The sequence below is a fragment of the Prosthecobacter sp. GW821-HT29F12 genome, from assembly GCF_058803405.1.
The window spans coordinates 2,757,647-2,784,616 of record NZ_CM179517.1 but is presented as its reverse complement, the minus strand read 5'-3'; the positions used below and the strand labels follow the sequence as shown (position 1 = coordinate 2,784,616).

Below are 26,970 nucleotides of genomic sequence, written 5' to 3'. Positions count from 1 at the left end.
CCCGTAGGTCCTCACCGTTCAGCCAGGCGCCGGCGCACGGAACGTCTTCGGACTCGGCCACGCCTGGCTCTTGAAGGCCACGCACAAATACTCGCCCGATGAAAAACCGGCGCGCTCGGCAACTTCCGCCATCGAAAGCCGCGTCGTGCTCAGCAGCTGACGCGCATGCTGCAGCCGCACCTTCAGGATCTCTTCATACGGCGAGCATCCGAAATGACGGCGAAACTTCCGCTCAAACGCCGTCCGCGACATCGGCACCGCCTGCAATACCTCCTGCACACCGATTCCTTCGCATGCATGTTCTCGGATGTACCGCACCGCCGCAGCCAGTTGTGGGTCCGGCACGGCGATTGCGTCCGTGGATTGACGGGCGATCACTCCCAGCGGCGCAATCTTCAGCGGCTTCGTGCTCACTCGCTGGCCGCGCATCATGCGGTCCAGCAATCGGGCCGCTTCAAAACCTGCCTGCCTGGCATTGGGCATCACGCTGGACAGCGGCGGCTGGCAGAACGCGCACAGAAGTTCGTCATTGTGCTGGCCAATCACAGCCACTTCATCCGGCACCTGCACGCTGAGCTCCCGGCAGACATCCAGCACATGCTGGCCACGGATGTCATAGCTCGTCATGATGCCCACGGGTTTGGGCAGCGCCGAGATCCAGCGTGCCAGCTTGCGGCGCTCGCGATTCCAGTTCAGCGCGTCACCGGGCTGGGAATCAAACACATCGCACCCATGCCCCGCACGTTGAAGTGCCGCTACGAAATGCCGCGAGTAGTCGCGAGCCCAGGCGAAACGGCAGTCTCCACAAAAGCCAAACTGGCGGAAGCCGCGCTGCAGCAGATGCTCCGCAGCCAGCCTTCCCAGGGCCGCGCCATCCGCGATCACCGCAGGAAACTCCGGCGCCAGCTCTGCACCACTCACATTCACCACCGGTACGCCCTTGGCTCGCACGGCTTTTTCAATCACTTCATTCTCGATACGGGCGATCACGCCATCGCCCTGCCAGTTGGCAAACCACGGTGCTTCACCGCTGCGGCCCAGCTCCGTGAGATGCACGGCCCATTCGCCATGCGTGCGCAGGTAGTCACGGATGCCCTGCAGCAGTTCACGGGAGTAGGCATTGGAGGTTTCGATCAGCAGCGCCACCGCTGGAAGCTGCGGCTTGCGGCCCTTCGTTCGTTTCGTGGCCATGGCAGAGAGCTTGCGGCAGGCTGACGCAAAATCACAGAAAAATTGTGCAAAGTCGTCTGGAAGCGCAGGCCCGCCCTGTGTTTGTATGTAGTGTAACCATCCACGCCAGCCATGCGCCTTCCACTTTTCCCTCAATTCTTTCTCGTCCTGCTGACATGTCATTTCACCCACATGTCAGCCGGCGGTGCAGACAAGTCCCCGCCGGCCAAAGAAAAGCGCCGCCTCGTGCTGTGCAATGACGGCGGCTCCCTCGGCGCACCGGACATGGAGGCTCCCATCGGCATTGAAGGCCTCGCGCGCGAAGCCATTGACCCTCTGCGTGACACCATGGTGGACACCTTGTACTGGCAGATCGGCGTGGACCCCTGGATGGGCACGGACACGCATCGCCTGAGCGACTGGTATCTGCACCGCACGAAAGTGGGCACCCTGTGGGGCTCAGACCGCGACAAATTCAAGACCGCCTCTGAATGGCGCATTTATGAAAATGCTCACCAGATGATGGAGCAGGGGACTGATCCCGTGGCCGTCGTCATCGAGCACGGGCACAAGGCCGGGCTGGATGTCTTCGTTTCCTTCCGCATCAATGACGGTCATGATTCGCGCCTGAAGGATGGCAGCAAGGACACCAACCTCGTCCCCATGCGCCGTGATCATCCCGAGTGGCTGATCCAAGGCGATGGCTTCGCCAAGTTTGAGTACAACTTCGCCGTTCCCGAAGTGCGCGCTTACACCCTGGCGCTCATCACGGAAGCCATCGAAAACTACGATCTCGACGGCTTCGATCTCGACTTTTGCAGGCAGCCAAAGCTCTTCAAGAATGGCGAGGGCGAGAAGAACATCGCGCTCATCACCGACATGGTGCGCACCGTCCGCACTGCGCTGGATGCACGGGGCAAAGTGCTTGGCCGCAAGCTTCTCCTCTCCATGCGCGTGCAGCCCGAGCTGGATAAAATGCATGACGAAGGCATGGACGTCGCCTCGTGGATCAAGGACAAGCTGGTCGACATCATCATCGTTGGCGATCCCTTCGGCTGGAATTACCGCCTTCCTGTTGAGAAGTACAAAGAACTGGCGAAAGGCACCGGCTGCAAGATCCTCGCGCAAAATCTCTGCGCCTTCAAAGAAGACCGCGGCCGCTCCGCCAGCGTGCTCTTCGGCGAGCGCGACTACTACAGCACCGCGCAGTTCCGCGCCGTGGCCGCACTGCACTGGCAGGCCGGCGCAGACGGCATGTACCTATGGAATCAGCACTGGCTGAAGCATTACCGTGACGCCCAGTTTGACCGCCAGTCATGGAAGGAAATCGGCGATCCCGCCGTGCTCGCCCACAAGGACAAGCATTACATCGTCGGCCCGCAGGAGCGTGGCGGTCCGCTGCCGCTGACTCTCGCGCAGGCTGGGGACAACGTCGAACTCAACGTCGAAATCGCCGACGCCCCCACCGCTTCCGGCGCTCAGGCCACTCTGCGCCTCATGATCGAACAACTCACCACCCTCGATCATATCGACCTCCGCCTCAATGGCACCGTCCTCGACCTGGCCTCCGCCAAGAAGCGCCTCAACTACAACGACTGCTGGCTCGACCTCGATGTCACCAAGCTCATGCGCAAAGGCGGCAACGCACTTGTCATCAAATGCACCGCCCGCAATCCTCATGTGCTCGCACCGCTGAAGGTGAGGCGTGTGGATGTGCTGGTGAACGGACTGGGGAAGTAACAAGGGTGAATCTGCTCTGGCTGGTGACGAAAAAGCCACCTCCTGCGAAATATCCCACCCCTGACCTCCGGCTTGACGCCGTGGGTGCGTAGCCGCATGTTCCCTTCAGGCCCGGCCACTCGTAAGCACTTCCGGCGCTTGTCTTTTATTCCCATGCTTTTTTCGTATGATCTGACCTCGTCGTCCCTGCTCAGCCGGTTTCTGGCGGTGGGTTTTGGGATGCTGGCCGTGCTCGGTTCGCAGGTTCGGGCCCAAGTGGTGCTGAAGGCACAGCCGGTCGTGTCAGTCGAAGACGAGTCGAAAAAGGTGAAGCCTGCCGTGCCGGAAAAGCAGGATCTGAGTGCCTCATGGGCCACGCAGAAAGAGGCACGGGCCATGACCCTGAGCGTGCCGGCACCCCGAGGGCAGATCGTGGACCGTCACGGCATCCCCTTTGCGCAAAACCGCGCCGCCAACTACCTGGCGCTCGTCATGCCCTACATGGATCGCGCCACGGATGCTGAGATCACCAGCTTTGCCCGCACGACCATCGACAAGGTGAATGCGGCGCTTGGCAAGACTTGGTCCCTCTCCGACGAACGCGTGCTGCTTCACTACAAGCACCGCCGTTGGTTGCCGCTGGTCTTTTCCGTGGAAGAAGGTCTGAATGTGGAGATCACCCCGGACATGGAGGCGAAACTCAAGCCCCTTCTTGGCAGCAGTCTCGTCATCCAGTCGGCCTATCTGCGGCATTACCCCCAGGGGGCCACCGCCTGCCACATCATCGGCTACACAGGCAAGACCCGTCCTCTGCCCACCGGTCCCATCGTCGATGGCGATCCCGTGTTTGAAGAAATGGAAGGCCGTGAAGGCATCGAAACCGCCTTCGACACGGATCTCAAAGGCCAGTCGGGCATTGTGAACGTCCTCTTCAGTCCAGATGGCAAGCGCCTCTCCGAGGATGTGCGGCGTGCGCCAAGTCCGGGCCACAACGTGGTGCTCTCCATTGATTATAACTTCCAAAAATACGCCGAAAACGCCCTCAAAAAACACACCACGGGCGGTGCCATGGTCATCATGGACGTCACCAATGGCGACATCCTCGCCATGGCCTCCAATCCCGGCTTTGACCTCAATGAATTCGTGCCCGGCATCCGCCAGAAGCGCTACGATGAACTGACGAAAGATCCGCATCTGCCGCTCTACCCGCGCTCTTTCCGCGGCGAATATCCCCCGGCCTCCACCTTCAAGATCGTCACCGCACTGGGCGCGCTGGACAGCGGCAAGGTGGACGCCAAAACGCAGTTTGACTGCCCCAATGCTCTGGAGATCGGCGACCGCGTTTTCAAGAACTGGAACAAGGAAGGCGAGGGCTCCATGAACGTGGTCACCGCCATCAAGCGCTCCTGCAACACCTGGTTCTACCGTGCCGCGCTTGAGTCGGGCGCTGATTACATCACCAACATGGCCCTGCGCCTTGGTTTTGGCGAGCGCACCGGCATTCCTCTCAAAGCCGAAGGAGAAGGCTTCGTGCCCACCAACAGCTACCTCCTCCAGCATCGCGGTCACAAGATGCTGCCGGGAGATCTGGCCAACGTTGCCATCGGTCAGGGCATGGTGCTGGCCACGCCGCTCCAGGTCTGCCAGTGCATGGCCGGTCTCGGGGACGGAGCACGCATCCCCCAGCCGCGTCTGGTGCTGCAGGTTCAGGACTTGGGCGACCGTGTGGTGATGGCCTACGAACCCAAGGACCGCAGGCGCATCGACCTCAATCCCGAACAGAGGCAGACGGTGATCAGCGGCATGGTGGCCGTCGTCAATGGTGGCGGTGGCACCGGGCACGCAGCGGCCATCAAGCAGGCTGAGATCGCGGGCAAGACCGGCACCGCCCAGTGGCGCATCAACAAAGATCAAAACCTCGCCTGGTTCACCGGCTTTCTGCCAGCGGGCAAGCCCATGTTTGCCTTCGCTGTCGTTTATGAAGGTGAACCTGGTGAAGACATCAGCGGTGGTAAAAAGGCCGCACCCATCGTGAACGAAGTTTTCACCAACATCTTTGAAAAAGCTCCGGCGGACGACCCCATGCTGCTGGCCATGAAGGAAGTTCCGAAGGCCAGTTTGGTGGAGGAGAATTCCGGAGGAGGAGGCGGAGAAAGATCTTCGGAGGTGCAGAATGCCAAGCCGGTCCAGCCACCGCCACCGCCACCCCCTAAAAAAGGCATCGGCGGCTTTTTCAAAAGACTCTTTGGCCGCTAGCCGCCGCCCCAATACACGCATGAACATCCAGCTCGCCATCGTCTGTGACTTTGCCGCCGACTACCAGGGCAAGCTCTGCATCCAGGGCGCGTTTGACACGCTCTGCGCCCAGACCTTTCCCGTGGTGCATCCGCAGTGCTCCATCGCCGTGCGGGCGGTTTTTCAGGCGGAGGACGCCGGCATGCATGAATTCGTGATTCGCTGCGTCGACCCAGACGGCAAGGAATGCCTGCCGCCCATGCCTGCGCAGCTGGACGTGACCTTCCCCTCGTCCTTCATCCCCTTCGTCTCACGCAACATCGTCTACACGCTGCAGCGCTTGAAGTTTGAGCGTCAGGGCCTCTACCGCTGGCTGGTCCAGCATCAGGACGAAACCCTGGCAAGCATCCCGCTGCGCGTGACCTTGTTCGATGAGCGCCGCTCCGCCACCGGCCCAGCAGGCTAGCCCCCATGATCACCTCCAAACCCAAGACACAATCCGAAACCAGCACTCCGGCAGGCACTCCCGTACGGCAGTTGTCCGTGTTCCTGCACAATCGTGTCGGAGCGCTCATGTCCCTGGTCAAGCTGCTCACAGAGCACCGCATCGAAGTGCTGGGCCTCTCCTTGCAGGACACCACCGAGCTCGCCCTCGTGCGCCTCATCCCCAGCGATCCTGAAACCACGGAGATGCTCTTCATTGAAAAAGGCATCCCGCATGTGGTCTTTCCCGTCACGGTTGTTGAACTGCGTGAGACGGACCATTCCCTGCCTCATGCGCTCTCCGCGCTGCTCTCCGCCGAGATCAACATCGACTTCACCTACGCGCTGTTTGTGCGTCCTGCCCAGCATCCCGTCTTTGTGCTCCACCTCGACTCCCCTGAAGTGGGGGCTGAAGTGCTCACCGCCTCCGGCTTCAAGGTGCTGACTCAGGAAGATTTGAGCCGGTAGGGCAGGGGATGACCTGCTCTCAATGGGCTGCAGCAGGTGCCTGGGCATTCTCGAGCCACTCTTCTTTCGTCAGCATGAAAGTGGGGGCCAGTTGCGAAAGAAATGCGCGTGCATCCTCCACCGCATTGAGTTCCTGCATCGGGTCCTCCTGTCCCACTCGCTGCTCCGGTAGCGGCACATAGATGGAGGCCATCGACCAGCGGTGCTGGATGTTGCGGAACACCGCGTCGTAGTAGGAGAGGAAGACGTGCTCGTAGTGGTCGGCGCAGGAGGTGCCGTCGGAGCCGATGTACCAGTAGAAATTGATGGCCCGCGTGCGGACCTTCACCCCCGGCTGGGGCTCCGCATCGCGGAAGATGCGCATCATCATGATGGAGATTTCACGGCCATCCTTCATTTGCAGCGGGATTTGGGTGCGGTCAGTCACGGTCCAGCCCTGGTTCGGCAGACACACCTCCGGGCGGTGCAGGCTGCGCTTTTCAAATCCGCTCAGGATCACCGTGGCCATGATCTGCCTGCCTGCAGCGGACGCATACACATTGCGCGCCAGCCTCACCCCTTCATCCAGCAGGTTTTTTTCATCGGCCGTCATGTCAAACTCACGACCCTGGTAGTCCCCCAGAGACAGCGGGAGGTAGGGCAGCCGCGAGTCATCCGGCCTCAGCTTCACCCCCGGTGCCGCCACATGAAAGCTGATGTCCGTGCATATGCAGATCCCCAGCACCAGCAGCGGCAGCCCGATGGCCGCCAGAAGGTGGGCCAGCGTGCGGCGCGGCTGAGGAATCGCGCAGACCTCACCCGCAGCCAGCGGTTTGCCATGACGCTTGAAATTGGCCTTCATCTCACGTCCTTCCAGCAGCCAGCACAGCGCAAACATGCCCGCCAAGGCGATGCCAAAGACCGCAAAACCCGCAAACGTGTGGTAGGGCGACATTTCCTGGTGGTCCCCCATGTGCCTGCCCACCGCAAAATCAGTTCCAAACAGCTTCGTCCCGGCCACCAGCAGCAGCAGCCGCACCACATTGCCCGCCACCGCCAGCGGCACGGCGCACACAAACAGCAGCAATCGCGAGCGCGGCCGCCTCAGCGCCAGGTAGCCCAGCAGCGCCGAGATCATCATCAGCGCAAAGAGCGAATTGATCCCGCTGCACTTGGCATCCACATCCAGGCTGAAGACATCCCCGATCTGCTTTCCGCTTTCAGCATCCGGAGCGGACTGCAGCGCGGAGCCCTCATTGATCGCCGGCACTCCCACCGCGTTCAGCACCGCTGCAGCCATCGCCGCCGTCTGCGGGCGCAGCGGAGAGGCCAGGGAATCCTCCAGCGGCTGCATCGGCCAGGTGAAAAGCAGAAACAGCCACGCAAAGGAAAGCGTGCGCATCCACGCCGTCCCAGCCACCAGCAGAATGAAGCCTGAAAGCACAAACTGCACCGCCAGAAAGCCCGGGTAGCCTGTGTTGGCCTTGTAGCCGATCCAGTAAAAGAACATTCCCAAGCCGAGGGAAAGCAGCCCCAGCCAGGTGCCCTTCAAGGGCAGGCGGCCCAGCTCCTCGCGCCGCAGCCACACCAGCCAGCCCACCAGCAGCGGCACCAGCAGGCAGAACTGCCAGTCCGCACGCTTGCTCACCCAGCGGCCCCAGCCGATCAGGATGCTCTCACGACTGTCATAGTCCCACTGCTGGTACGGCCAGATTAGAAACAGCAGCACCAGCACCGCAGGAAGCCCCCACAGCACCGCCCGCCGCAGCGTTTCCGGCTGCTCAAGAAGGGGCGTGGTCGAAGGAGTGAAGGTGGACACACTGGGCGTCCGGGTGGAATCTGTTGCCATGACGTGGATTGACGGACAAAGGCTGGCCTTGTTTGTTGATTCTGGCAACCTTCATCGCGTAACGTCACTGACGCATCATTCTCCATGTCCGATCCGCTTCCCCCCACCTCATCCCCTGCCACTGACGCCGAAGACGCGGAAGAGCAGGCTGCCCTGCTCTTTGCGCGCTGCAGCCCCACAACGGCAGACGCTGCGGCCAAGGCAAAATCCACTTCGGGCCTTCCCAAGGAGGGAAATGCACCGAATGTCGTTGCTTCCCACCTGGCCTACCGCCATCTGGTCATCTCACTCAGCACCTCACTCATCATCGGCCTGCTGCTCCTGTTTGCAGGCAGATGGTTCTACTTCGAGAAGATCGAACCCCGGCTTTCCGCTGCCGCCGCCCCGGCTCCGGTTCCGGCACCCGCTTCGGTGCCCACTCCAGCACCTGCGCAATCAGATGCCAAGCTCCGGGAAGAGCTCGCCAAGTCTGCCGAGCACATCGCTGCACTTGAGAAGCAGGTGGACGTCATGCGCCGCGAGCAGCTGCTCATGCAGCAGAAGACCCGGGAATCCCTCGAAAGCATCTCCGCCACGCTGAAAATTCCGGAACTCGCGCCTGCACCTGAGTCCCCCGTGACCAATCAGCCCGGCACCCCGCGCATGGCTGATATGAAACCCCAGGTCACGCCCACCCAGGAGGAGTTCATTCTGCTCAAGGAGCGCAACCGCCTCACGCAGTACGCTGACGAAGCCATCGCCACCGGCATGCGCCGCCCCGTTGAGGTACTCGTCGACTACATGCGGGATCCGCAGCTCCCCCATCTGCATGACGCCGCGCAGGCCGAGTACCTGCGTGCCATCCGGGCCATTCAGCTCCTTCAGCGTGAAGACCCTGGCTACCGTCTCCCTGTGGCCGAACTCTTCAAAGACAGCAGCATTCGCGATGAGGCCGATGTCCCCCCCGCCGCCCTGCTCAAGCTGCTGGCTGACTACAAGCTCTCCTGGGAGGTGCGCGTGCGCGTCTGCTTCCTCCTCCTCGGCAGTCCGCTGCCCGAAACCAACGCCCAGCTCATCAAGTCCATCAAGGAAGACCCCTCCCTCGATGTGGCCAAGCACGCGCAGCTAGCCCTGGAGCAGCGCGTCAAAAAACGTTTCCGCCTCTTCGACATCCCCGCTATCGAGGCGTGGTTCCAATCGCAGGGCAAGTGACCCTGAGAACCCCTTTTCCACCCCTCGCCCGCCACCAGGCGCCATACCGCCCGCACCCATGAAAGCACTCTTCCTCACCAACGAATTTCCCCCTCACATCTACGGCGGCGCCGGCGTCCACGTTGAATACCTCACGCGCGAGCTCGCCAAGCTCATGGAGATCGACGTCCGCTGCTTTGGCGATCAGGCCAGTCATGAGGGCAATCTTCATGTGGAGGGCTTCGGCCTCGACACCACCGGCTGGGACAGCCCCTTGAATTTGAAGTCCGTCTTCGGCGCCCTGCAGCGCTGCCTCGACTTCAACACGCATGGCATCGACGCCAGCCTCGTGCACCTGCACACCTGGTATGCGCACTTCGGCGGCATCCTCGCCAAGCTCAACTACGGCGTCCCCATGGTCCTCACCGTCCACTCGCTGGAGCCTCTGCGCCCCTGGAAGCGCGAGCAGCTCGGTCACGGCTACGACTTCACCGTCTGGCTGGAAAGCACCGCCCTGAAAATGGCGGATGCCATCATCGCCGTCTCCGAAGGCACCAAGGCCGACATCCTCCAGCACTTCGACGTCGATCCCCACAAAGTCCACGTCATCTACAACGGCATCGACCTCGCGGAATACCGCCGCACGGAAGCCCCCGACGTGCTGCGCAAGCACGGCGTGGATCCCGACAAGCCCTACGTTCTCTTCGTCGGTCGCATCGCCCGGCAGAAGGGCATCGTCCACCTCGTCCGCGCCATCCAGCATCTCGATCCCGGCTTCCAGGTCGTCCTCTGCGCAGGCGCGCCCGACACCATCGAAATCAAAGAGGAGATGGAAGCCGCCGTCGCCGCCGCCAGCAAGGTGCGTCCCGGCGTCATCTGGGTGCAGGCCATGCTGCCCTTGCAGGAGAAGATCGTCATGTACTCCCATGCCGATGTCTTCTGCTGCCCGTCCATCTATGAGCCCTTCGGCATCATCAATCTCGAAGCCATGGCCTGCGAGACCGCCGTCGTCGCCAGTGCCGTGGGTGGCATCAAGGAAGTCGTCGTCGATGGCGAGACCGGCATCCTCGTTCCTTTGGAACAGCAGACCGAAAGCCCCTTCGAAGCTCTGCACCCCGAGAAATTTGCCCGCGACCTCGCGGCAGGCATCAACAAACTCATGGCTGACCCCACCCTGCGCAACCGCATGGCCCAGGCCGGCCGTCAGCGTGCCGAAGACCACTTTAGCTGGAAGAGCATCGCGCGGAAAACGCTGGCGTTGTACAAAACTCTGGCGGTGTAGGGCGTTGGTGAGTCATCTGCTCCCAAGGGGTAAAATTGAGCAAAAAAGGAGGAGATGCCACCGGAGGCATGGACCGGTGGTCATTGGCATTCTATGATCTTTTTTTGTTCTAAAAAAATGTAAGCTCGCATTTATTTGCTCGGGCGAATTAAATGCGCCTGAGTTCTAAAGGTTTGGCTCGCGTATGGCAGACCCGTTGTTGTGGACGACGAGGACAAAGTGACCACTGCCAAAGAAACCAGTCGGAATGCGAAGCCCGTAATGAACCATAAGCGCAACACCTCCTTCCAAATACGGCTGGCGAGCATCGCTATTTTGATGCTTCTAATAGCTCTGGCAGCGGTGGCTTACTCCAGCGGGCGGAAAGTGGAGACTGACAGCGACTTGATCACGCAGGATGCAGTGCCCGGCACCATCAACGCGCACTACATGCGGATGTCCATGTCCCGCAGCCTCACCTTGGTGCTGGCGGCTGCTTCGGGCAAGACCACCGAGTTCCGGGATGTGAGCCTGAAAGCCGTCCATGAGGCCGACGTGGCCTTTGCCGCAGCGCTCAAAAATTACGAGGACAGCATCCGGAAGAATCCACAGCAGGACCGGTCGCTGCTGGAGAGGGTGAAGAAAGGGTACTCGGCCTTTAACACCAAGCGCATGGCTTATGAGGCCCTCATTCTGGCCGGGGACCGTGAAGGCGCCTCTGTCTTCCTCGAGCATGAATTGGCTCCGGCCTACCTGCCTGTGCTCCAATCCGCCGAGGAGCTGCTCAAATACAATCACAGCAACAGCATCAGCCTTTCGGGGGCGATCCACCACAGCGTCAGCCACCTGTATTGGGCGGTGTTGGTGGTGATGGTGCTGGCCCTCGCGTGCGCGCTGGTGCTGGTTTTCAACCTGACCACCCGCCGTCGGGAGCTGGCGGAGCTGGAGGAAAATGAGGAGAAATTTTTCAAAGCCTTCAAATCCAACCCCAGTGGCATCGCCATCACCGAGATCGAGACGGGCCGTTTCATGGAGGTCAACGACAGCTACTGCCGGATCATCGGCTTTTCACCCGAGGAAGTGGTTGGGCATACTTCTTTGGAACTGGGCATTTGGCAGAGCTCTGAAGAGCGCCGCCGGAGGTTTGAACCGCTTAAAACCGGTGGCTCCCTGCGTGACATGGAGATGGATGCGATCACTCGGGATGGCAGCCGCAAGGCAGTCAATGTCAATGCCGATCCCATCGATCTGGGCGGACGCAAATGCGTCATTTCATCCGTTGTGGACATCACAGAACGCATGGAACTGCAGCGCAAGCAGGCGCAGCTGGCAGCCATTGTGGAGTCCTCCGAGGATGCGATCATCGGCAAGTCCATCGAGGGCGTCATCACCAGCTGGAACTGCGGCGCGGAAAAAATCTTTGGATACACTGCGGCGGAGGCCATCGGCCAGCCGTTGCAGATTCTGCTCCCGCCCGAGCTTCGGCATGAGGAGGCGGAAATCCTGGCCAGGATCACCCGCGGCGAGACGGTGCAGCATTTCGAAACAGTGCGCGTCTGCAATGACGGGCGGAGGATTTTCATTTCCGCCACCATCTCCCCGCTCAAGGACAGCCAGGGAAAGGTGATCGGAGCCTCGAAGATCGCGCGTGACATCACCGCGCAGAAGCTGGCGGGTGCAGCCCTGCGGGAAAGTGAAGAGCGCATCCGAGTCCTCGGAGACAATCTGCCCAGCGGCATGATGTACCAGCTCGACATGGGCGCAGATGGGACGGACCGGCGCTTCACATACGTCAGCGCCGGCGTGGAGAGACTGCATGAAGTCACCGCCGAGGAGGTCTTGCTTGATGCGAAGGTTCTCTACGGGCAGGTGGTGGCAGAGGACCGGCCCCTGGTGGCTGCACGTGAGGCCGAGGCGCTGGCTGGCATGAAGCCCTTCATGGCTGAACTGCGCATGCAACTGCCCTCCGGGGCCATCCGCTGGAGCCTGTTCAGCTCCGCGCCGCGCCGCGCGGCCAACGGGCATGTGGTGTGGGACGGCATCGAACTCGACATCACCACGCAGAAGCAGGCGGACGAAGCGCTGCGGGAAAAGCAGTCCCAGCTCTTGCTGGCGATGGACATCGCCAAGCTGGCGCACTGGGAGTTTGACGTGGTGAAAAACATCGTCACCGCCGACGAGCACATTTTCCAACTGCTCGGCACCACCTCGGAGAAGGAAGGCGGGGTCTCCATGTCTCCGGAGGAGTACATCCGGCGGTTCGTCCATCCGGAGGATGCCGGGATCGTGGCCCAAGAAGTGGCGCTGGGGATCGCGGCGGAAAATCCGAATTTCGCGCGGCAGTTTGAGCACCGCATCACCCGCAGAGACGGCACGGAACGCGTGATGCTGGTGCGCTCCCAGATCATCATGGACGCGGGAGGCCGGACGGGTAAAATCTTGGGAACGAACCAGGACATCACGGAGCAAAAGCAGGCCGAGCTGCGCATCCGGCAGCTCAACCGCATCTACGCGGTGCTCAGCGCCATCAACCAGACCATCGTGCATGAGAAAGATCCGCAGGCGATGCTGACGAAGGCCTGCCAGACCGCCGTGGAGAAGGGCGGCTTCCGCATGGCGTGGGTGGGACTGCACGACGCCGCCACGAACAAGCTGCAGCCGGTGGCCTCTGCGGGCGTGGTGGAGGGGTACCTGGACCAGCTAAACATCGACCTGAGCGACAAGGTGCGGAGCAGCGGCCCCTCGGGGCGGTGCTTCCTCTCCGCAGAGCACATCACCAGCAACGACATGGAGCATGACCCGCTGATGGCGCCGTGGCGGGAGGAGGCGCTGAAGCGCGGCTACCGCTCCTCCGCGTGTTTCCCGCTCAAAGTCGCGGGCAGGATCGTGGGCGTCTTCATGCTGTATTCGGACAAGACCGGCTTCTTCAACGAGGAGGAAACGCTGCTGCTGGATGAACTGGCCATGGACATCGGCTTTGCGCTGGAGGTGGGCGAAGGCGAGGCCAAACGACTGCAGGCGGAGAAGGAGCTGCGCTGGCGCACCGCGTTCTTTGAGGCGCAGGTTCATTCCGCGATCGATGGCATCCTCGTGGTGAACAACGAAGGGCGGAAGCTGCTCCAAAACAAGCGGATGAACGAGATGTGGAAAATCCCGCCGCCCATCGCCGACGACCCTGACGAGTCCAAGCAGGTTCAGTTCATCCTTGGCCGGATCTGCGAGCCTCAGGTCTTTGCCGAAAAGCTCGCCCACCTCAATGCGCATCCGGATAAATCGAGCACGGATGTCATCGAACTGCTGGATGGCACCGTCCTGGAAAGCTACTCCGCACCCGTACGCGGCAGTGATGGCACCTACTACGGTCGTGTGTGGACCTTCCACGACATCACCGAACGCAAGAAGCTTGAGGCGCAGTTCCTCCGGGCGCAGCGCATGGAGAGCATCGGCACCCTGGCCAGCGGCGTGGCGCATGATCTGAACAACATCCTCACCCCCATCATGATGTCCGTGGCCGTGCTGCGGCTGGGACTGCCAGCGGAAAAGCGGAACAGTCTGTGCGACACCATCGAGTCGAGTGCGGCGCGTGGGGCGCAGATCGTCAAGCAAGTGCTTGCCTTTGGCCGTGGCTTGGAGGGCGAAAAGCATCCTTTGCAGGTCGAGATGCTGATCACTGAGATGGAGCAGATGATACGGAGTACTTTCCCCAAGGACATCACCGTCGAGTGCGTGAATGCGCCGCAATTGTGGCCCGTGCTGGGGGATGCCACGCAGCCGCACCAGGTGCTGCTCAACCTCTGTGTGAATGCGCGTGACGCCATGCCCGAAGGGGGGCGGCTGCGGCTGAGCGCCGCCAATCTCGACATCGATGCCAGTTACGCGAGCATGCTGCCCGACATAGCGCCAGGCCCGCATGTGCTGCTGGAAGTGAGCGATTCCGGTACTGGCATCCCGCCGGAAATCCTCGAACGCATCTTTGATCCCTTCTTCACCACCAAGGAAATTGGCAAAGGCACAGGACTCGGACTCTCCACGGTGCACGGCATCGTCAAGAGCCATGGCGGCCTGCTCAAGGTGGTGACCGAATCTGGCAAAGGGACGACCTTCCAGATATATCTGCCAGCCGCCCCGGATCATAAGGGGAATGCGGACATCTCTGCCATTTCACCTGTTCCGACCGGCCACGGTGAATGCGTGCTCGTGGTGGATGACGAGGTGGCGATCACCCAGGCGGCGCGTGAGGTGCTGGAGGCAAACGGCTACCGCGTCTTGCTGGCCAGCAATGCGACAGATGCCCTCGTCTTGTACACCGAGCACTCGCAGAGTGTTGCTCTCGTTTTGACGGACATCATGATGCCTGTCATGAATGGTGTGCTGTTATTGCGCACGCTGCGGAAAATAAACCCCGGCCTCCCGGTGATCGCTTCCTCGGGGTTGTGCAATCAGGCCCAGCTCGACAGCATGAAATCGCTGGGTGTGGAAGCAGTCCTGCACAAGCCGTACAATTCGAACGTGCTGTTGCGCACGATCTACGGAGTGCTGCATCCGAAGGCGCAAGATGAAACAACCCGCCGGGAGAATGTGCCCAGGGCTGTCATTGATCCCGCGGCTCTCATCTAATACCCCTTCATCATCTCCTTCCGCCCTTCGTTGAACAGGTGCACGCCCTGCGCACCGGCGGCGCGGACTTTGGCGGCGCGAGCATCGTACTGCTCGCGGGTCAGGAGTGTGCTGGGGGCGGGCTTCATCTTGCCGGCGGCAATGAGGCGGTCCTCCTCCGCGGTGCGGTCATGGCCTTTGACGATGGATTCCTCCCCAAACAGCACGGCGCAGCCGCTGCCCTGCGCCAGCTTCACAAACGGCGCGATGTCGAAGTCGTAGCCACCCAGCCCATGCTGGCCCACGACGAGGTAGTCGAGCAGGCCATCCTTCAGCCACGTGTCGATGTCGCAGCCCCAGGTGGCGTACTTCTTCCAGTCAATGCGCGCGGAGAGGCCCAGGTGGCAACCCTTGCGCTTGCCGGCCTCATCCAAAAGCTGGCGCACTTCGCGGATAAAGATGTTCATCATTTCAAAGCGCAGCGGAAACCAGCGCGGATCATCCTGTGGCACGGTGCTGGCCTCGATGCCGTACTTCGCCTTGAAGGCATCGCTCATAGGCTTCTCAAAACCGAAGAACGTGGGGTGGCGCTGGAAGTCGAGGTTGAGGCCGTCGATGTCCTGCTCCGCCACTTCGCGCAGGATGTTGAGCTTGAACTCGCGCACTTCGGGAAAGGCGTAGGACTGGTGATAGCCCGGCTTGCCCTTGGCATCCAGCACGCGGAACTCGGGGTGCTTCCACCAGAAGCTGCCGTTGGCAAAGCGTGGAAACGTGCCACCCCACATGCTCTCCGGGTAGTCGCCATTCATGCGCAGCGATGCATAGCACGAAATGCCCGCATCATGGCAGGCCGCCGCCACGATGCCCAGGGTGTTCTCTCCCGCATCCGCCATGCGCTTCACCGTCTCATGCGCCAGCTTGTCGCCACGCCGTGGAAACTCCGTCATGCCCGTGCCGTAGAGCTCCGTGACCTTGGAGGGATAATTCGAGCAACTGCCTGCAATGACGCACCACTCCATCACCGCGATCTGCGTGTCCTTGTACGCCAGCATCGCCTTGCGCAGATCCTCCGCGCCCTTGTAGCGCCCGCTGTGAAACGAGCTGAAGCCATCGTCATTGGTGATGAGGATCAGCGATCCATTGCGCGGCTTTGGCGGTTCAGCGGAGAAGAGCGAAGCGCTGAGCGCGAAGACGGCGGGCAGGAGAAAGCGGGTCATGGCAAAAGAACGCGGATGGCGGCGGATTCGTTGCGGATGGCGCAGCAAAGCAGTCCAGTTGCGCTTCAACTGGAGTTTTGTCCGGACCAGTTGCGGCGAAACTGGACTACTTTCACGGTGCGGACCGCAGAAACGCAATGATGCTGGCCACCTGCTCAGGCTTGAGCGCATCGCCGAGTCCGGCGGGCATGAGGGACACGTTGCGCAGCGTGCGGATCTCGGCGCGTTTGCGCAGCACGGTGCGCTCCGTGCCGCCGGGGAGTTTCAAGGTCACGCTGGTGGGCGAGTCAGACGCGGCGATGCCGAGGAGCGTCTCGCCGCGCTGCGTTTTCACGCGCAGCGTTTCATAGCCCGGGCGTGCGGCCTCGCTGGGAAAGAGCACATCGCGTACAATGATCTCCGGCGCGCGCTGAAACTCCGCATCCAGGTCCGGCCCCACACTCACGCCGATGCCGTGGGACTTGTGGCAGGCGCCGCAGATGCTTTGAAACAGCACGCGGCCTTCTTCGAGATTTGGCTTCTCCTTCAGCGCGGCCAGCACGGCGGGCACGCGCTTCTCCCACGCGTCATTCTGTTCGGCGCTGGGGGCGGTGGGCGCAGGCACCTCGGCTTGTTGGGGCAGGGGCTTGGTTTCTTCGAGACCCAGGCGCAGGATGTCGCCAGCCTTGCCCGTGGTAACGACCGCGAGGCAGGCGGAGATCTCCCTGGCATCGCCACGGCTGGCGATGATGCCTGCGAGGTTGTTCATCACCGGCTCGCTCTTTCCTGGATTTGCGGCGAGCGCCAGCAGGATGTCCTTTTCCAAATGATAGGCGGAGCTCGCAATCGCCGCATCCATCCACTTGAGCTGCCCATGATTCCGCGCTAGTGCGAGGAGAGCTTCTTGATCGGCACCGACACTGAGCGCCAGCTGCAATGCGAGGTTCGGCTCCAGTTCTTGTTTGAGGCTGAGTGCGCGCGTCGCGGCATCCAACGGCTTGTCATCATTCTTTCGGAGTTGCAGCACCATGGCCTCGCTGGCGCTGAGCTTTGGTTGTGCGTACGGCTCCTTCGCTTCGAGAATCCAGATGCGGCCTCGGTCGTTCCCGTGGGTCACGCCATACTGCTGCTGCAGGTGGCGCGGGATGGCGGAGTAGTCCTCAATGATTTCGCGGTAGAAGTCGCAGATGGCCATGCTGCCATCGGGCGTGCGCGCGAGGCTCATGGGGTGAAACCAGGAATCACGCGAGACGAGAAATTCGCTCTGCTCCTCGCCTTTCACGCGCTCCAGCCGCAACCGCGTGCCGTCCCGCATGATGTCTGCGCGGTGGATGAGACTCTGCGCGGGCTCGCACACGAAGTACTGGCCACGCCACACCAGCGGGCCACAGGCGGAGGTGAAGTAACCGGACGCTGCGGCATCGCTGAGACTGATCTTGCGGTAGAAGGCGAAGTACTCCGCATGCTGCTCGCGCTTGGTGCGCCAGGGGTGCGGTTTGGAGATGGGATAGACGCGCGTGTCATCGCTGGCCGGTGCGTCCAGCAGCGGCGCGGCAGCGTCCGGATTGCGCATGAGGTAGCGCCACGGGATGGGCGTGACGTACAGACCAGGATGCGTCGTGGTGCAGACAAAGCGCTCGCCGCCGGGCGTGAAGGCCATGCCCATCGTCTTGGTGCTGCCGCTCACAGGCTCGATGGCGCTGCCATCTGCGCGGATGCGGAAGTCCGTGGCGGGCAGCTTCACGGGCTTCGCCAGATGCGGTCCTGTGATCTCGCCCCCGGCCCAGCCGCGACCCAAGTAGTACCAGCCGTCCGGCCCGAGTGTGGGCGCATTGATGCCGCGCTCCAGATTGCCCGTGCCAAAGCCGCTGAAGAGCTTCTCATTCACGTCGGCCTTGTCATCGCCATCGCTGTCCTTCAGAAAAACAATGTGCGGCGCACAGGCCACGATGAGGCCGCCATTCGCTGCGGCGATGCCATAACATGGTGGCAGGCGGTCAGCCCACACGATGGCCTTGTCCATCAAGCCGTCGCCATCGGTGTCGCGCAGCAGTTTCACCGTGCCGTAGGTTTCCGCCTCGGCCTTCTTCTTCGCCGCCTCGCTCGCCTGAATGCGCCGCACTTCGAGATCGAGCTGCCCCGTCTTGTTGAGTTCGTCGATGTCGTACTGCCCTTCGACATTGTAGCCGTGCAGTTCACACACAAAGCAACGCCCCTTGTCATCCCAGCAGATGCCCGAGGGCTCATGGATCAGCGGCTCGCTGGCCAGCAGGCGGATCTGAAAACCCGCCGGCACCTGGAATAGCTTGGCGCTTTCCGCCGGAGACAGCGGCTTCGGTGCATCGTCGGGTTTGGGGATCTCTCCATGGGCCGTGGAAAACACGAGCAGACCGAAGATCACGCGGCGGAGGCTGGGGGCATCCAACAAACAAGAAAGGCTGGGCAACATTCAAAAACTACGGGGTTCGCAGCAACAATCTTAAAAACGTCCGCTCCACCGCGCGCATCCAGCACGGGAGAGTGAGCACAAAAAAGGCGGGCCATCGCTGGCCCGCCTTCGTGAATTGTCCGGCTTGGAAACTTACTTCGCCTCAGGCGTCTTGGCGCCTTCCTTGAAGCAGTAGAGGTGCGTGTGGGTGGTCACATACAGCGCACCGTTTGCGGCAACGACGCTGCTGAGGAGGGGGGAGGGGAACTCGATGGTGGTGATTTCCTTGAGCTCCTTGCCTTCGGCGAGGACGAAGAGTTCGCCTTCTTCATTGCCGATCCACACCTTGCCATCAGCAACAAGCGGGCTGGCCCAGATGTGGCCCTTGGTGTCGAACTTCCAGTACTCCTTGCCGGTCTTGGCATCGAGGCAGAAGAGGCGGCCGGTGTAGTCCGCAGCATAAACGAGACCGTCCTTCACCGCAGGGGTGGAGATGGTGCGCTCGATGCCTTTGAAAGTCCAGAGGGCTTTGCCGGTGATGTCGCCCTTGCCTTTGGGGTCGATGCAGCTCAGGCAGCCGACGCCTTCGCCGTGCTCAGGGTCCTGGCCGATGTTCACATACACCAGGCCATCAGCGATGGTTGGAGTGGCGATGATTTCGCTCGGGCCGTCATACTCGACGTACTTGATGGGCTCGCCGGCGGAGTTCTTGCGATACTCCGGTGGGTTGGCGTCATAGCGCCAGAACTCATTGAGGATGTCCAGGCCTTCAGCGTCCTTGTGCGTCTCAGGGGCCATGGAGTAGACCCAGCCGTCACCAGCGGCGAAGACGATCTGCTTCTTGCCGTCCACGTCCACGGAGTTCGGGGAGGACCAGGAGCAGTGCAGCACGCGCTCGGAGGCTACGTGATCCATTTCACCGAGGAGTGCACCGGTTTCGGCGTCCAGCATGATGAAGCTCGGGGAGTTCGGGGAAGGGATGTTCGTGTGGGTCCAGTCCACGCCGTTGCAGGTCGGCACGAAGACCTTGCCATCGATCACCAGCGGATAACCGGCGGTCGCATTGTGCTGGAAGACGCCGAGTTCTTTGTACATGTCATACACCCAGAGGATGTCGGCATCAGTGTCGCCGGGGGTGAGGGCTGCGGTCGGCTTGCCGTCTTTGTCGAGAGGGGCCATGAAGGCGCCTTCGTCCTGCATGCCCTGGTTGCCGTTGGACAGGCCCTTGACGTCGAGGCAGACGATCTGGCAGCGGTTGCTCGGCACGTAGGCCTTTTCGCCGACGATGGTCGGGCTGGCGCAGATGCCGAGGTACTCCCAGTCATTTACCTTGCCGCTGCCCATCTTGGGGGAAACCATCTGCCACTTGAACTGACCTGTGTACTCATCAAACACCATCATGATGCCGCGGTCACCGATGTGCTTGTCGTTGCGCGGAGTCTCGTTGTTCGTGCCCACATACACCTGACCGTTGGCGATCATCGGCGTGCCGTAGGTCTGGGAGCCCAGCTTGGCCACCCAGAGGCAGTTCTTGGTGGTGCTCATGTCGATGTCTTCGGCGCCGGGAGCCTTGTTGGCGTCCTGGGCGTTCGGGCGGAGGCGTCCGGCTACTTTTGGCGCGGCCTTGGGTCCGTACTTCTTGCCGGGACTGAAATCTGTCGGCAGGCCCTTTTCATCAGACACCATGTTGCGGGTGTTGCCGCCACCCCACTGGGTGTAGTCGGCGGCATTCAGCGAGGCCGTGGCAACCAGGGCCGCGGCGAGGATGGGAGAAAGTTTCGTGGTCATGTGGTTTAAAAAACAAACGTTTCGTGGCGCGTTCCGTGGGTGATTACTTGTTGGGGGTGACGCTCAGGTTGTCGAGGAAGACCCGCTTCTGATTCAGGGCCGTGAAGCCAAAGATGCCGGGGGAGCCGTTGGTCTGCACATTGTTGGCAATCTTGACTTCGAGCGTCCAGGCCTCGGGTTCAGGTTGTGACTTGTCCCAGACTTTGGCACGGACGACACCGCTGCCGTCTTTGGCGGCATCCACCCGCGTCTTGAGGGTGTACCAGGTGTTGGCCACCACTTTGAAGGGGATTTCCTGCTTCAAGCGCTCAGGGTTGGAGCTGACCTCAAGCTTGCCGGCATTGCCGCGCAGGCAGATCAGGTAGCGCTGGTTGATGAGGCCGATGTCGGACTTCGCACGGGCGCTGCCTTCCGTCATGACGTCGGCCTGCATGGTGTAGTTCGACAGATGAGACGGGGCGACGAAGACCGTGGCACGCTGGAACAGCAGACGATCGAAGGTCTTGGCAAACACCTTGTTGCCGTTGAGCTCACGCACGTCGAATTTGAAGCGTGCGCCGATCCAAGGCAGGGGAGGGTAGGAGAATTTCACCCCTTCGGTGGGCTGCGTTTCGGTGAGATTGTATTTTTCGAAGTCTTCGATCAGCGGCAGATTGCGCAAAGCACGTCCGCGGATCGTGCCGGAGATGCCTTCGGGGGAGGTGGCTTTGAAAGCACCCGCGCTGGACTTGGCGTCCGCAGCGACTTCGAGCTCGCCGGCGTCGTTGAACTTGCCGTCCATCGTGGCTTTCACTTTGGCGGTCGGCGGGATGAAGGTCTCCCACTTCACGCCTTTGACGTCTTTACTGACAACGAAGCCGTTGGCATCGATGCTGCGGATGCGGAACTTCTGCTTCTCGCCGGTCATGATGACGGTTTCGGCAGGAATGATTTGCAGGGCCACGGCCTTGCCGGCCTTGGGGATTTCCACGGCAGGCGCCTCGTCCACCTTGATGCCCTTGTTCGGAATGGCGAAAGCATAGAGATGCTTTGTGGTGGTCACGTAGAGAATGCCATTGCAGACGCTGGGTGCGCCAAGGCAGTTGCCATCGAGCGTGAGCTCCTGGACGATTTCACCGTCCTTCTCGCCGGGCTTCACCACGACGAGTTTGCCTTCCATCAGGGGGCAGTAGAGCAGGCCGTCCACATACAGCGGGGAGGAATGCAGGTTGGCATTGCTGAGCTTCTTTTTCCACAGGTCGGCTCCGGTGTTGGCGTCGATGGCGTAGAGTTCAGCGCCGTCCGTGAGCTGATAGATCACGTCACCGACGATCACAGGGGAGCTGCTGGTGGCACCAATGGGATTGCGCCACAGTTCAACGCTGGGCTCCAGCGTGGTGGATTCGGTGGCTGGCGGCACGGCCGCAGTGAGCTTCTCCGGCAGCTTGATGCAGGTCATGCGGCCCTTCTCGGAGTTGTCGACGTTTTCATCGCCATGGATGGAGATGAGCTTGTTGCCTTTGTGAATCACCACGGAGGAATTGATGCCGTTTTTGCAGGTCTGCATCTTCCAGTAGGGTTTGCCGCTACGAGCATTGAGGCAGACGATGTTACCGCAGCCGGTGGTGAAATACATCACACGCTTGCCGTCGCGGGTTTCCAGCACCGGCGTCGAGTAGGAGCTGTCCACCGGCGGGCTGACGCCCGGCAGCGACCACCAGGCGAGTTCGCCGGTCTTTTTGTCAAAAGCATACACACGGTCTGCCGCAGGGCCGTCGGCGCCCCAGTTGGAAAAGATGAAGTGGGTGATCACATAGTCACCTTCGATCACAGGGCTGCCCACACGTGCGTTGGGGAAGGTCATGCGGCCAAAGTCTTCCATCAGCGGAATCTCGAAGACCTTCTTGCCGTCGAGTTCATAGCAGAGGAAGCGACCGGCATTGCTGACGAGGTAGATGCGCTTCGTTTCAGGATCGACCGTCGGCGCGCCGATGGAGTAGCGGTTGTAGATCGAATCGCTGAGATAGTCGCTGAACTCATGCTGCCACAGCTGCTTGCCCGTCTTGGCATCCATGCAGGTGAGGGTCTCGATGAGATCCGTCGTCTCTCCTTTGTAGCCCCAGAGGATGACCTTGCCATCCACCACCACCGGGATGCCACGGCTGCGGATGTCCGCAGTCCACGTGGGCTTTTCGTCCAATTTTCCTGCCTTGGTGTAATGCTCCAGGCTCACGCCGTTTTGCAGCGGGCCACGCCAGTTGGTCCAGTCATTCGCTTGGGAGATTCCGGTCAGTGCCAGAGTGGCGGCAAACAAACAGCCGAAGGAGGGTCGGGGACGGTGGTGCATGGATTGGGAGGGGAGGATGGAAAATGAAACATCGTGAGCATGTGACGCGCTTCAATGCGATTTTCATACCTTTCGCACAGGAGGCGTTACTAGCTGTCAATGGGGGATGATGGCAACGCATCATACGCCTGCCATCTTGCAGAAGGCCGACCACAGTTGCGGGCGGAAACGTGGAATCCTCGGTGCATTCCATATTAAACTTTGGCCGTGGCTGCCTTTGAGCCCCCATCAGCGTAGCGGTTGGCATGACCGCTGTTTCAGCACCTGCAAGAATGGCACAGGAATCGACAGTTCAGATTCTTGGAAAGGGGTAAATTGAAGGCGCTTCCAAACCTGTCTCCTTCCTCTCCCTGATCATGACTCTGCCCGTTACACCGAATGCTTCGAACAGTGTCACTCCCGTGCCTCCCGCTGCCACGGGTGCGGCACCGCCAGTTCCGGCCTCGGACTTGGCAAGCCGGCCCTTCAAAAAAACAAGCATGTCTTTGATCAAGGATCATGGGGGCATGATCGCCACTGCCGTTATTGTGGTCGTCATGGCTGTTGTGCTGGGGCTCAAATTAAAGCCTGCAGGACCAGGCGCTGGCTTTGTGAGCGGGAACGGGCGCGTGGAAGCCACCGAGGTGGACATCGCCACCAAGCTGGCCGGACGCGTCCAGAACATTCTGGTGGATGAGGGGGATTTTGTGCAGGCGGGGCAGTTGCTGGCGCAGATGCAGGTGGACGTGCTCAATGCGCAGTACGACGCGGCGAAAGCCCAGCTGCAGCAGGCCATCACCGCCGTTGCCAGTGCCGAGGCCCAGGTGGTTGCTCGGCAGAGTGACGTGGCTGCCGCGCAGGCTGCGACCGCCCAGCGCCAGGCAGAGCTCGGAGCCGCCAAGAGCCGATTTTTGCGCACCAAAGCGCTGTCTGCCAGCGGTGCGATATCCCTGCAGGACCACGACGATGATCTCGCCCGCCTGCACGGTGCCGAGGCTGCGGTGACGGCGGCACAAGCCCAGGTGGCCGCAGCCCAGGCGGCGATCAAGGCAGCGGAAGCCCAGGTCATAGGAGCCAACTCCGCCGTAACCGCGAGCAAGGCGACCGCCGCCAGCATCGAGGCGGACATTCTGGACTGCCAGCTCAAGTCGCCACGAGATGGTCGTGTGCAGTATCGCGTCGCACAACCGGGCGAAGTGCTGGCCGCCGGCGGCAAGGTTCTCAATCTGGTCGATCTCAGCGATGTTTATCTGACCTTTTTTCTGCCCGAGACGGCGGTGGGCAAGGTGGCGCTGGGCAGCGAAGTGCGCGTGATCCTGGACGCGGCACCGCAATATGTGATCCCGGCGCAAGTTTCCTATGTGGCCAGTGTCGCTCAATTCACACCCAAGACCGTGGAGACCGCCACTGAACGGCAGAAGCTGATGTTTCGCGTCAAGGCGCAGTTCGGCCGCCCATTGCTGCAAAAGAATTTGAAACTGGTCAAAACAGGTGTGCCCGGTGTGGCATGGCTGAAACTTGACGCGAAAGCAGCATGGCCGGAGAGCCTGGCGATCAAGGTCCCCCAATGAACCGGGTGCCATCCAGTTCCGTGCATGTGGCCCACTTGGTGGATGTCAGTCTGCACTACGGCAAAACCAGCGCGCTGGCAGGTGTCACGTTGGAGATTCCGGCCGGGCAAATGGTGGGGCTGATCGGCCCGGATGGCGTGGGCAAATCCAGTCTGCTCGCGCTGGTGGCCGGAGCCCGCAAGGTGCAGCAGGGGCGCGTCGAAGTTCTGGGTGGCGACATGGAGGGAGTGCGTCATCGCGAGGAGGTCTGCCCGCACATCGCCTACATGCCGCAGGGGCTCGGCAAAAATCTTTATCCCACGTTGTCGGTGGAGGAGAATCTGCAGTTCTTTGGCAGGCTCTTCGGTCACGATGCCGCCGAGCGCCGCCGCCGCATTGACGAGCTTACGCGCAGCACCGGGCTGCTTCCCTTTTTGTCGCGTCCGGCGGGGAAGCTTTCCGGCGGGATGAAACAGAAGCTGGGTCTGTGCTGCGCGTTGATCCATGATCCGGATTTGTTGATTCTCGATGAGCCCACCACCGGCGTGGATCCCTTGTCCCGCTCGCAGTTCTGGGAGCTGATCCAGCGCATTCGCGACGAGCGCTCCGGCATGAGCGTCATTGTCGCGACGGCTTACATGGAGGAGGCAGAGCGGTTCGACTGGCTGGTGGCGATGGATGCCGGCAAGGTGCTGGCCACCGGCTCACCCGCAGAGATCCTCGCCCGTTCTCAGAGTGAATCACTCGACGCAGCTTTCATTGCCTTGCTGCCAGAGGAAAAGCAGCGCGAACATCGTGCGGTTTCGATCCCGCCGCTTGGCACTGCGAACAAGGATCAGGTTGCCATTGAAGCCTCAAATCTCACCAAACGCTTCGGCGATTTCGCTGCGGTGGACCAGGTCAGCTTTCGCATTTTGCGGGGAGAAATCTTTGGGTTCATCGGGTCGAATGGCTGTGGCAAGTCCACCACCATGAAGATGCTGACCGGCCTGCTGCCGGCCACCGAGGGGCGTGCGATGTTGCTCGGTCATGAAGTCAATGCCAGGGACATCACCACGCGCCGGCGCGTCGGCTACATGTCGCAGGGGTTCTCGTTGTATTCGGAGCTGTCGGTGCAGCAGAACCTCGTGCTGCATGCCCGACTGTTTTCGGTGCCGGAAGTGGAAATTGCCGCACGCGTCGCGGAGATGGCCCGGCGGTTTGGCCTGGCTTCGTTGCTGGATGCCATGCCAGACAGCCTGCCGCTGGGCATCCGCCAGCGCCTGTCACTCGCCGTGGCGATGGTGCACAAGCCGGAGCTGCTGATCTTGGACGAGCCGACATCGGGCGTGGACCCCATCGCCCGTGACACGCTCTGGCAGCTGATGATTGATCTCTCGCGCAACGACCAGGTCACGATTTTCATCTCCACCCATTTCATGAACGAGGCGGGGCGCTGCGACCGCATCTCGCTGATGAATGCGGGCAAGGTGCTGGCCACCGATGCTCCCGCCGCCATTGTGCGCGAGCGAGGCGCCGCCTCGCTGGAGGAGGCCTTCATCGGCTATCTGCAAGAAAGCGATGAGCAGGAGAAGCAGGCGCCCGCGGTCGAAGCGGAGGCTCCACCTCCTTCGGCGGCGCCGGTCACTCGCGCTGGTCGGAAAGCATTCAGCTGGCGGCGTGCGTGGAGCTACAGCTTGCGTGAAGCTCTGGAACTCAAGCGCGATCCCGTCCGCGCCACCATGGCCCTGCTCGGGTCCATCTTCCTGCTGTTCGTCTTTGGCTATGGCATGAGCCTGGACGTGGAAAACCTGACCTATGCGGTGCTTGATCGTGACCAGACCGGCCTGAGCCAGAATTACGCGCTCAACCTGTCCGGCTCGCGCTACTTCATCGAACGTCCGGCCATCACCGACTATGCTGATCTGGATCGACGTATGCGATCTGGCGAACTCGCGCTGGCCATTGAGATTCCCCCCAACTTTGCCAGGAACCTGGAGCGCGGCAATCCCGCCCAAATCGCAGCCTGGGTGGACGGCTCCATGCCAGCCCGCGCCGAGACGGTGCAGGCGTATGTGCATGGCATGCATCAGAACTGGCTGCTGGATGTTTCCCAGCGGCGGCTCGGTCAGAATGCCGGAGCCGGTCCGGCCACCATCGAGACGCGCTACCGTTACAACCCTGATGTGGCAAGCCTGCCGTCCATGGTGCCGGCGGTGATCCCGATGCTCCTGCTGATGATTCCTGCGATGCTCACCGCGCTGTCGGTCGTGCGTGAAAAGGAGCTGGGATCGATCACCAATCTTTACGTCACCCCGGTCACGCGCAGTGAATTTTTGCTCGGCAAGCAGCTGCCCTACGTGCTGCTGGCGATGCTGAACTTCGCACTGCTCACGCTGCTGGCCATCACGGTTTTTGGCGTGCCGCTCAAAGGCAGTTTTCTGACCTTTGCCGTGGCCGCGCTTTTGTTTGTGATGTTTTCGACCGGCCTGGGCCTGTTCTGCTCCACGTTTACCCGCAGCCAGATTGCGGCCATCTTCGTCACCCTCATTGGCACCATCATCCCCGTGGTTCAGTTTGCCGGCCTCCTGAATCCGGTGTCTTCGCTGGAGGGAACGGGCCTCTTCATCGGCCGCATTCAGCCGGCCACCTATTTTCTCAACATCAGCCGCGGCGTGTTCAACAAGGCCCTGGGCTTCTCCGGCCTGCAGCATTCCTTCTGGCCCATGCTGCTGGCGGTGGTGTTCATCATCTCCTTGTCCATTGCGCTGCTGAAAAAGCAGGATGCCTGACC

15 protein-coding genes are annotated in these 26,970 nt (G+C 61.3%); 9 read left to right on the top strand and 6 right to left on the bottom strand.

Annotated features, from left to right (window positions below; translation table 11 throughout):
• Positions 1–18: 18 nt before the first annotated feature.
• Positions 19–1,191: a XylR family transcriptional regulator gene (locus AC3RLQ_RS11460; protein WP_493037159.1), complete on the bottom strand. Its 1,173-nt coding sequence runs from the start codon at positions 1,189–1,191 to the stop codon at positions 19–21.
• Positions 1,192–1,302: 111 nt separating this feature from the next.
• On the opposite strand from AC3RLQ_RS11460, the gene AC3RLQ_RS11455 reads away from it, so the two are divergent.
• The 4 genes from AC3RLQ_RS11455 (at position 1,303) to AC3RLQ_RS11440 (ending at position 6,075) form a co-directional block, all read left to right on the top strand.
• Positions 1,303–2,910 carry a family 10 glycosylhydrolase gene (locus AC3RLQ_RS11455; protein WP_493037157.1) on the top strand — a complete coding sequence of 536 codons (1,608 nt, stop codon included), beginning with the start codon at positions 1,303–1,305 and terminating at the stop codon, positions 2,908–2,910.
• 153 nt (positions 2,911–3,063) lie between these two features.
• Positions 3,064–5,145: a penicillin-binding transpeptidase domain-containing protein gene (locus tag AC3RLQ_RS11450; RefSeq protein ID WP_493037155.1), complete on the top strand. Its 2,082-nt coding sequence runs from the start codon at positions 3,064–3,066 to the stop codon at positions 5,143–5,145.
• A gap of 19 nt (positions 5,146–5,164) precedes the next feature.
• Positions 5,165–5,590: a DUF6941 family protein gene (locus AC3RLQ_RS11445; RefSeq protein ID WP_493037153.1), complete on the top strand. Its 426-nt coding sequence runs from the start codon at positions 5,165–5,167 to the stop codon at positions 5,588–5,590.
• A 5-nt stretch (positions 5,591–5,595) separates the two neighbouring features.
• A complete protein-coding gene (locus tag AC3RLQ_RS11440; protein WP_422319012.1) occupies positions 5,596–6,075 on the top strand; it encodes a hypothetical protein in 480 nt (159 codons plus the stop codon).
• 19 nt (positions 6,076–6,094) lie between these two features.
• On the opposite strand, the gene AC3RLQ_RS11435 is transcribed toward AC3RLQ_RS11440, so the two are convergent.
• Positions 6,095–7,903, bottom strand: a complete 1,809-nt coding sequence (locus tag AC3RLQ_RS11435) for an exosortase/archaeosortase family protein (protein WP_493037151.1) — start codon at positions 7,901–7,903, stop codon at positions 6,095–6,097.
• A gap of 84 nt (positions 7,904–7,987) precedes the next feature.
• On the opposite strand from AC3RLQ_RS11435, the gene AC3RLQ_RS11430 reads away from it, so the two are divergent.
• From AC3RLQ_RS11430 to AC3RLQ_RS11420, 3 genes are all read left to right on the top strand, one after another.
• Positions 7,988–9,094, top strand: a complete 1,107-nt coding sequence (locus AC3RLQ_RS11430; RefSeq protein ID WP_493037149.1) for a hypothetical protein — start codon at positions 7,988–7,990, stop codon at positions 9,092–9,094.
• Between the two features lie 58 nt (positions 9,095–9,152).
• Positions 9,153–10,355: a glycogen synthase gene (gene glgA / locus AC3RLQ_RS11425; protein ID WP_493037147.1), complete on the top strand. Its 1,203-nt coding sequence runs from the start codon at positions 9,153–9,155 to the stop codon at positions 10,353–10,355.
• A gap of 261 nt (positions 10,356–10,616) precedes the next feature.
• On the top strand, positions 10,617–14,951 hold the full coding sequence (locus AC3RLQ_RS11420) for a PAS domain S-box protein (protein WP_493037145.1): 4,335 nt from the start codon (positions 10,617–10,619) through the stop codon (positions 14,949–14,951).
• Here AC3RLQ_RS11420 and AC3RLQ_RS11415 read toward each other — a convergent pair.
• From AC3RLQ_RS11415 to AC3RLQ_RS11400, 4 genes are all read right to left on the bottom strand, one after another.
• On the bottom strand, positions 14,948–16,147 hold the full coding sequence (locus AC3RLQ_RS11415) for a family 10 glycosylhydrolase (protein ID WP_493037143.1): 1,200 nt from the start codon (positions 16,145–16,147) through the stop codon (positions 14,948–14,950). The two genes, AC3RLQ_RS11420 and AC3RLQ_RS11415, sit on opposite strands and share 4 nt — an antisense overlap.
• 112 nt (positions 16,148–16,259) lie before the next feature.
• Complete coding sequence (locus AC3RLQ_RS11410; RefSeq protein ID WP_493037141.1) at positions 16,260–18,575, bottom strand: PVC-type heme-binding CxxCH protein; 2,316 nt, start codon at positions 18,573–18,575, stop codon at positions 16,260–16,262.
• A gap of 132 nt (positions 18,576–18,707) precedes the next feature.
• Entirely contained in the window at positions 18,708–20,342 is a 1,635-nt protein-coding gene (locus tag AC3RLQ_RS11405; protein WP_493037139.1) for an outer membrane protein assembly factor BamB family protein, read from the bottom strand.
• A 43-nt stretch (positions 20,343–20,385) separates the two neighbouring features.
• Entirely contained in the window at positions 20,386–22,668 is a 2,283-nt protein-coding gene (locus AC3RLQ_RS11400; RefSeq protein ID WP_493037137.1) for a PQQ-like beta-propeller repeat protein, read from the bottom strand.
• Positions 22,669–23,174: 506 nt separating this feature from the next.
• Between AC3RLQ_RS11400 and AC3RLQ_RS11395 the strand changes: the two genes are divergently transcribed.
• Complete coding sequence (locus tag AC3RLQ_RS11395; protein WP_493038721.1) at positions 23,175–24,218, top strand: HlyD family secretion protein; 1,044 nt, start codon at positions 23,175–23,177, stop codon at positions 24,216–24,218.
• Entirely contained in the window at positions 24,215–26,968 is a 2,754-nt protein-coding gene (rbbA, locus tag AC3RLQ_RS11390) for a ribosome-associated ATPase/putative transporter RbbA (RefSeq protein WP_493038719.1), read from the top strand. The genes AC3RLQ_RS11395 and rbbA overlap by 4 nt, the downstream gene beginning before the upstream one ends.
• The last annotated feature ends 2 nt before the right edge of the window (positions 26,969–26,970 follow it).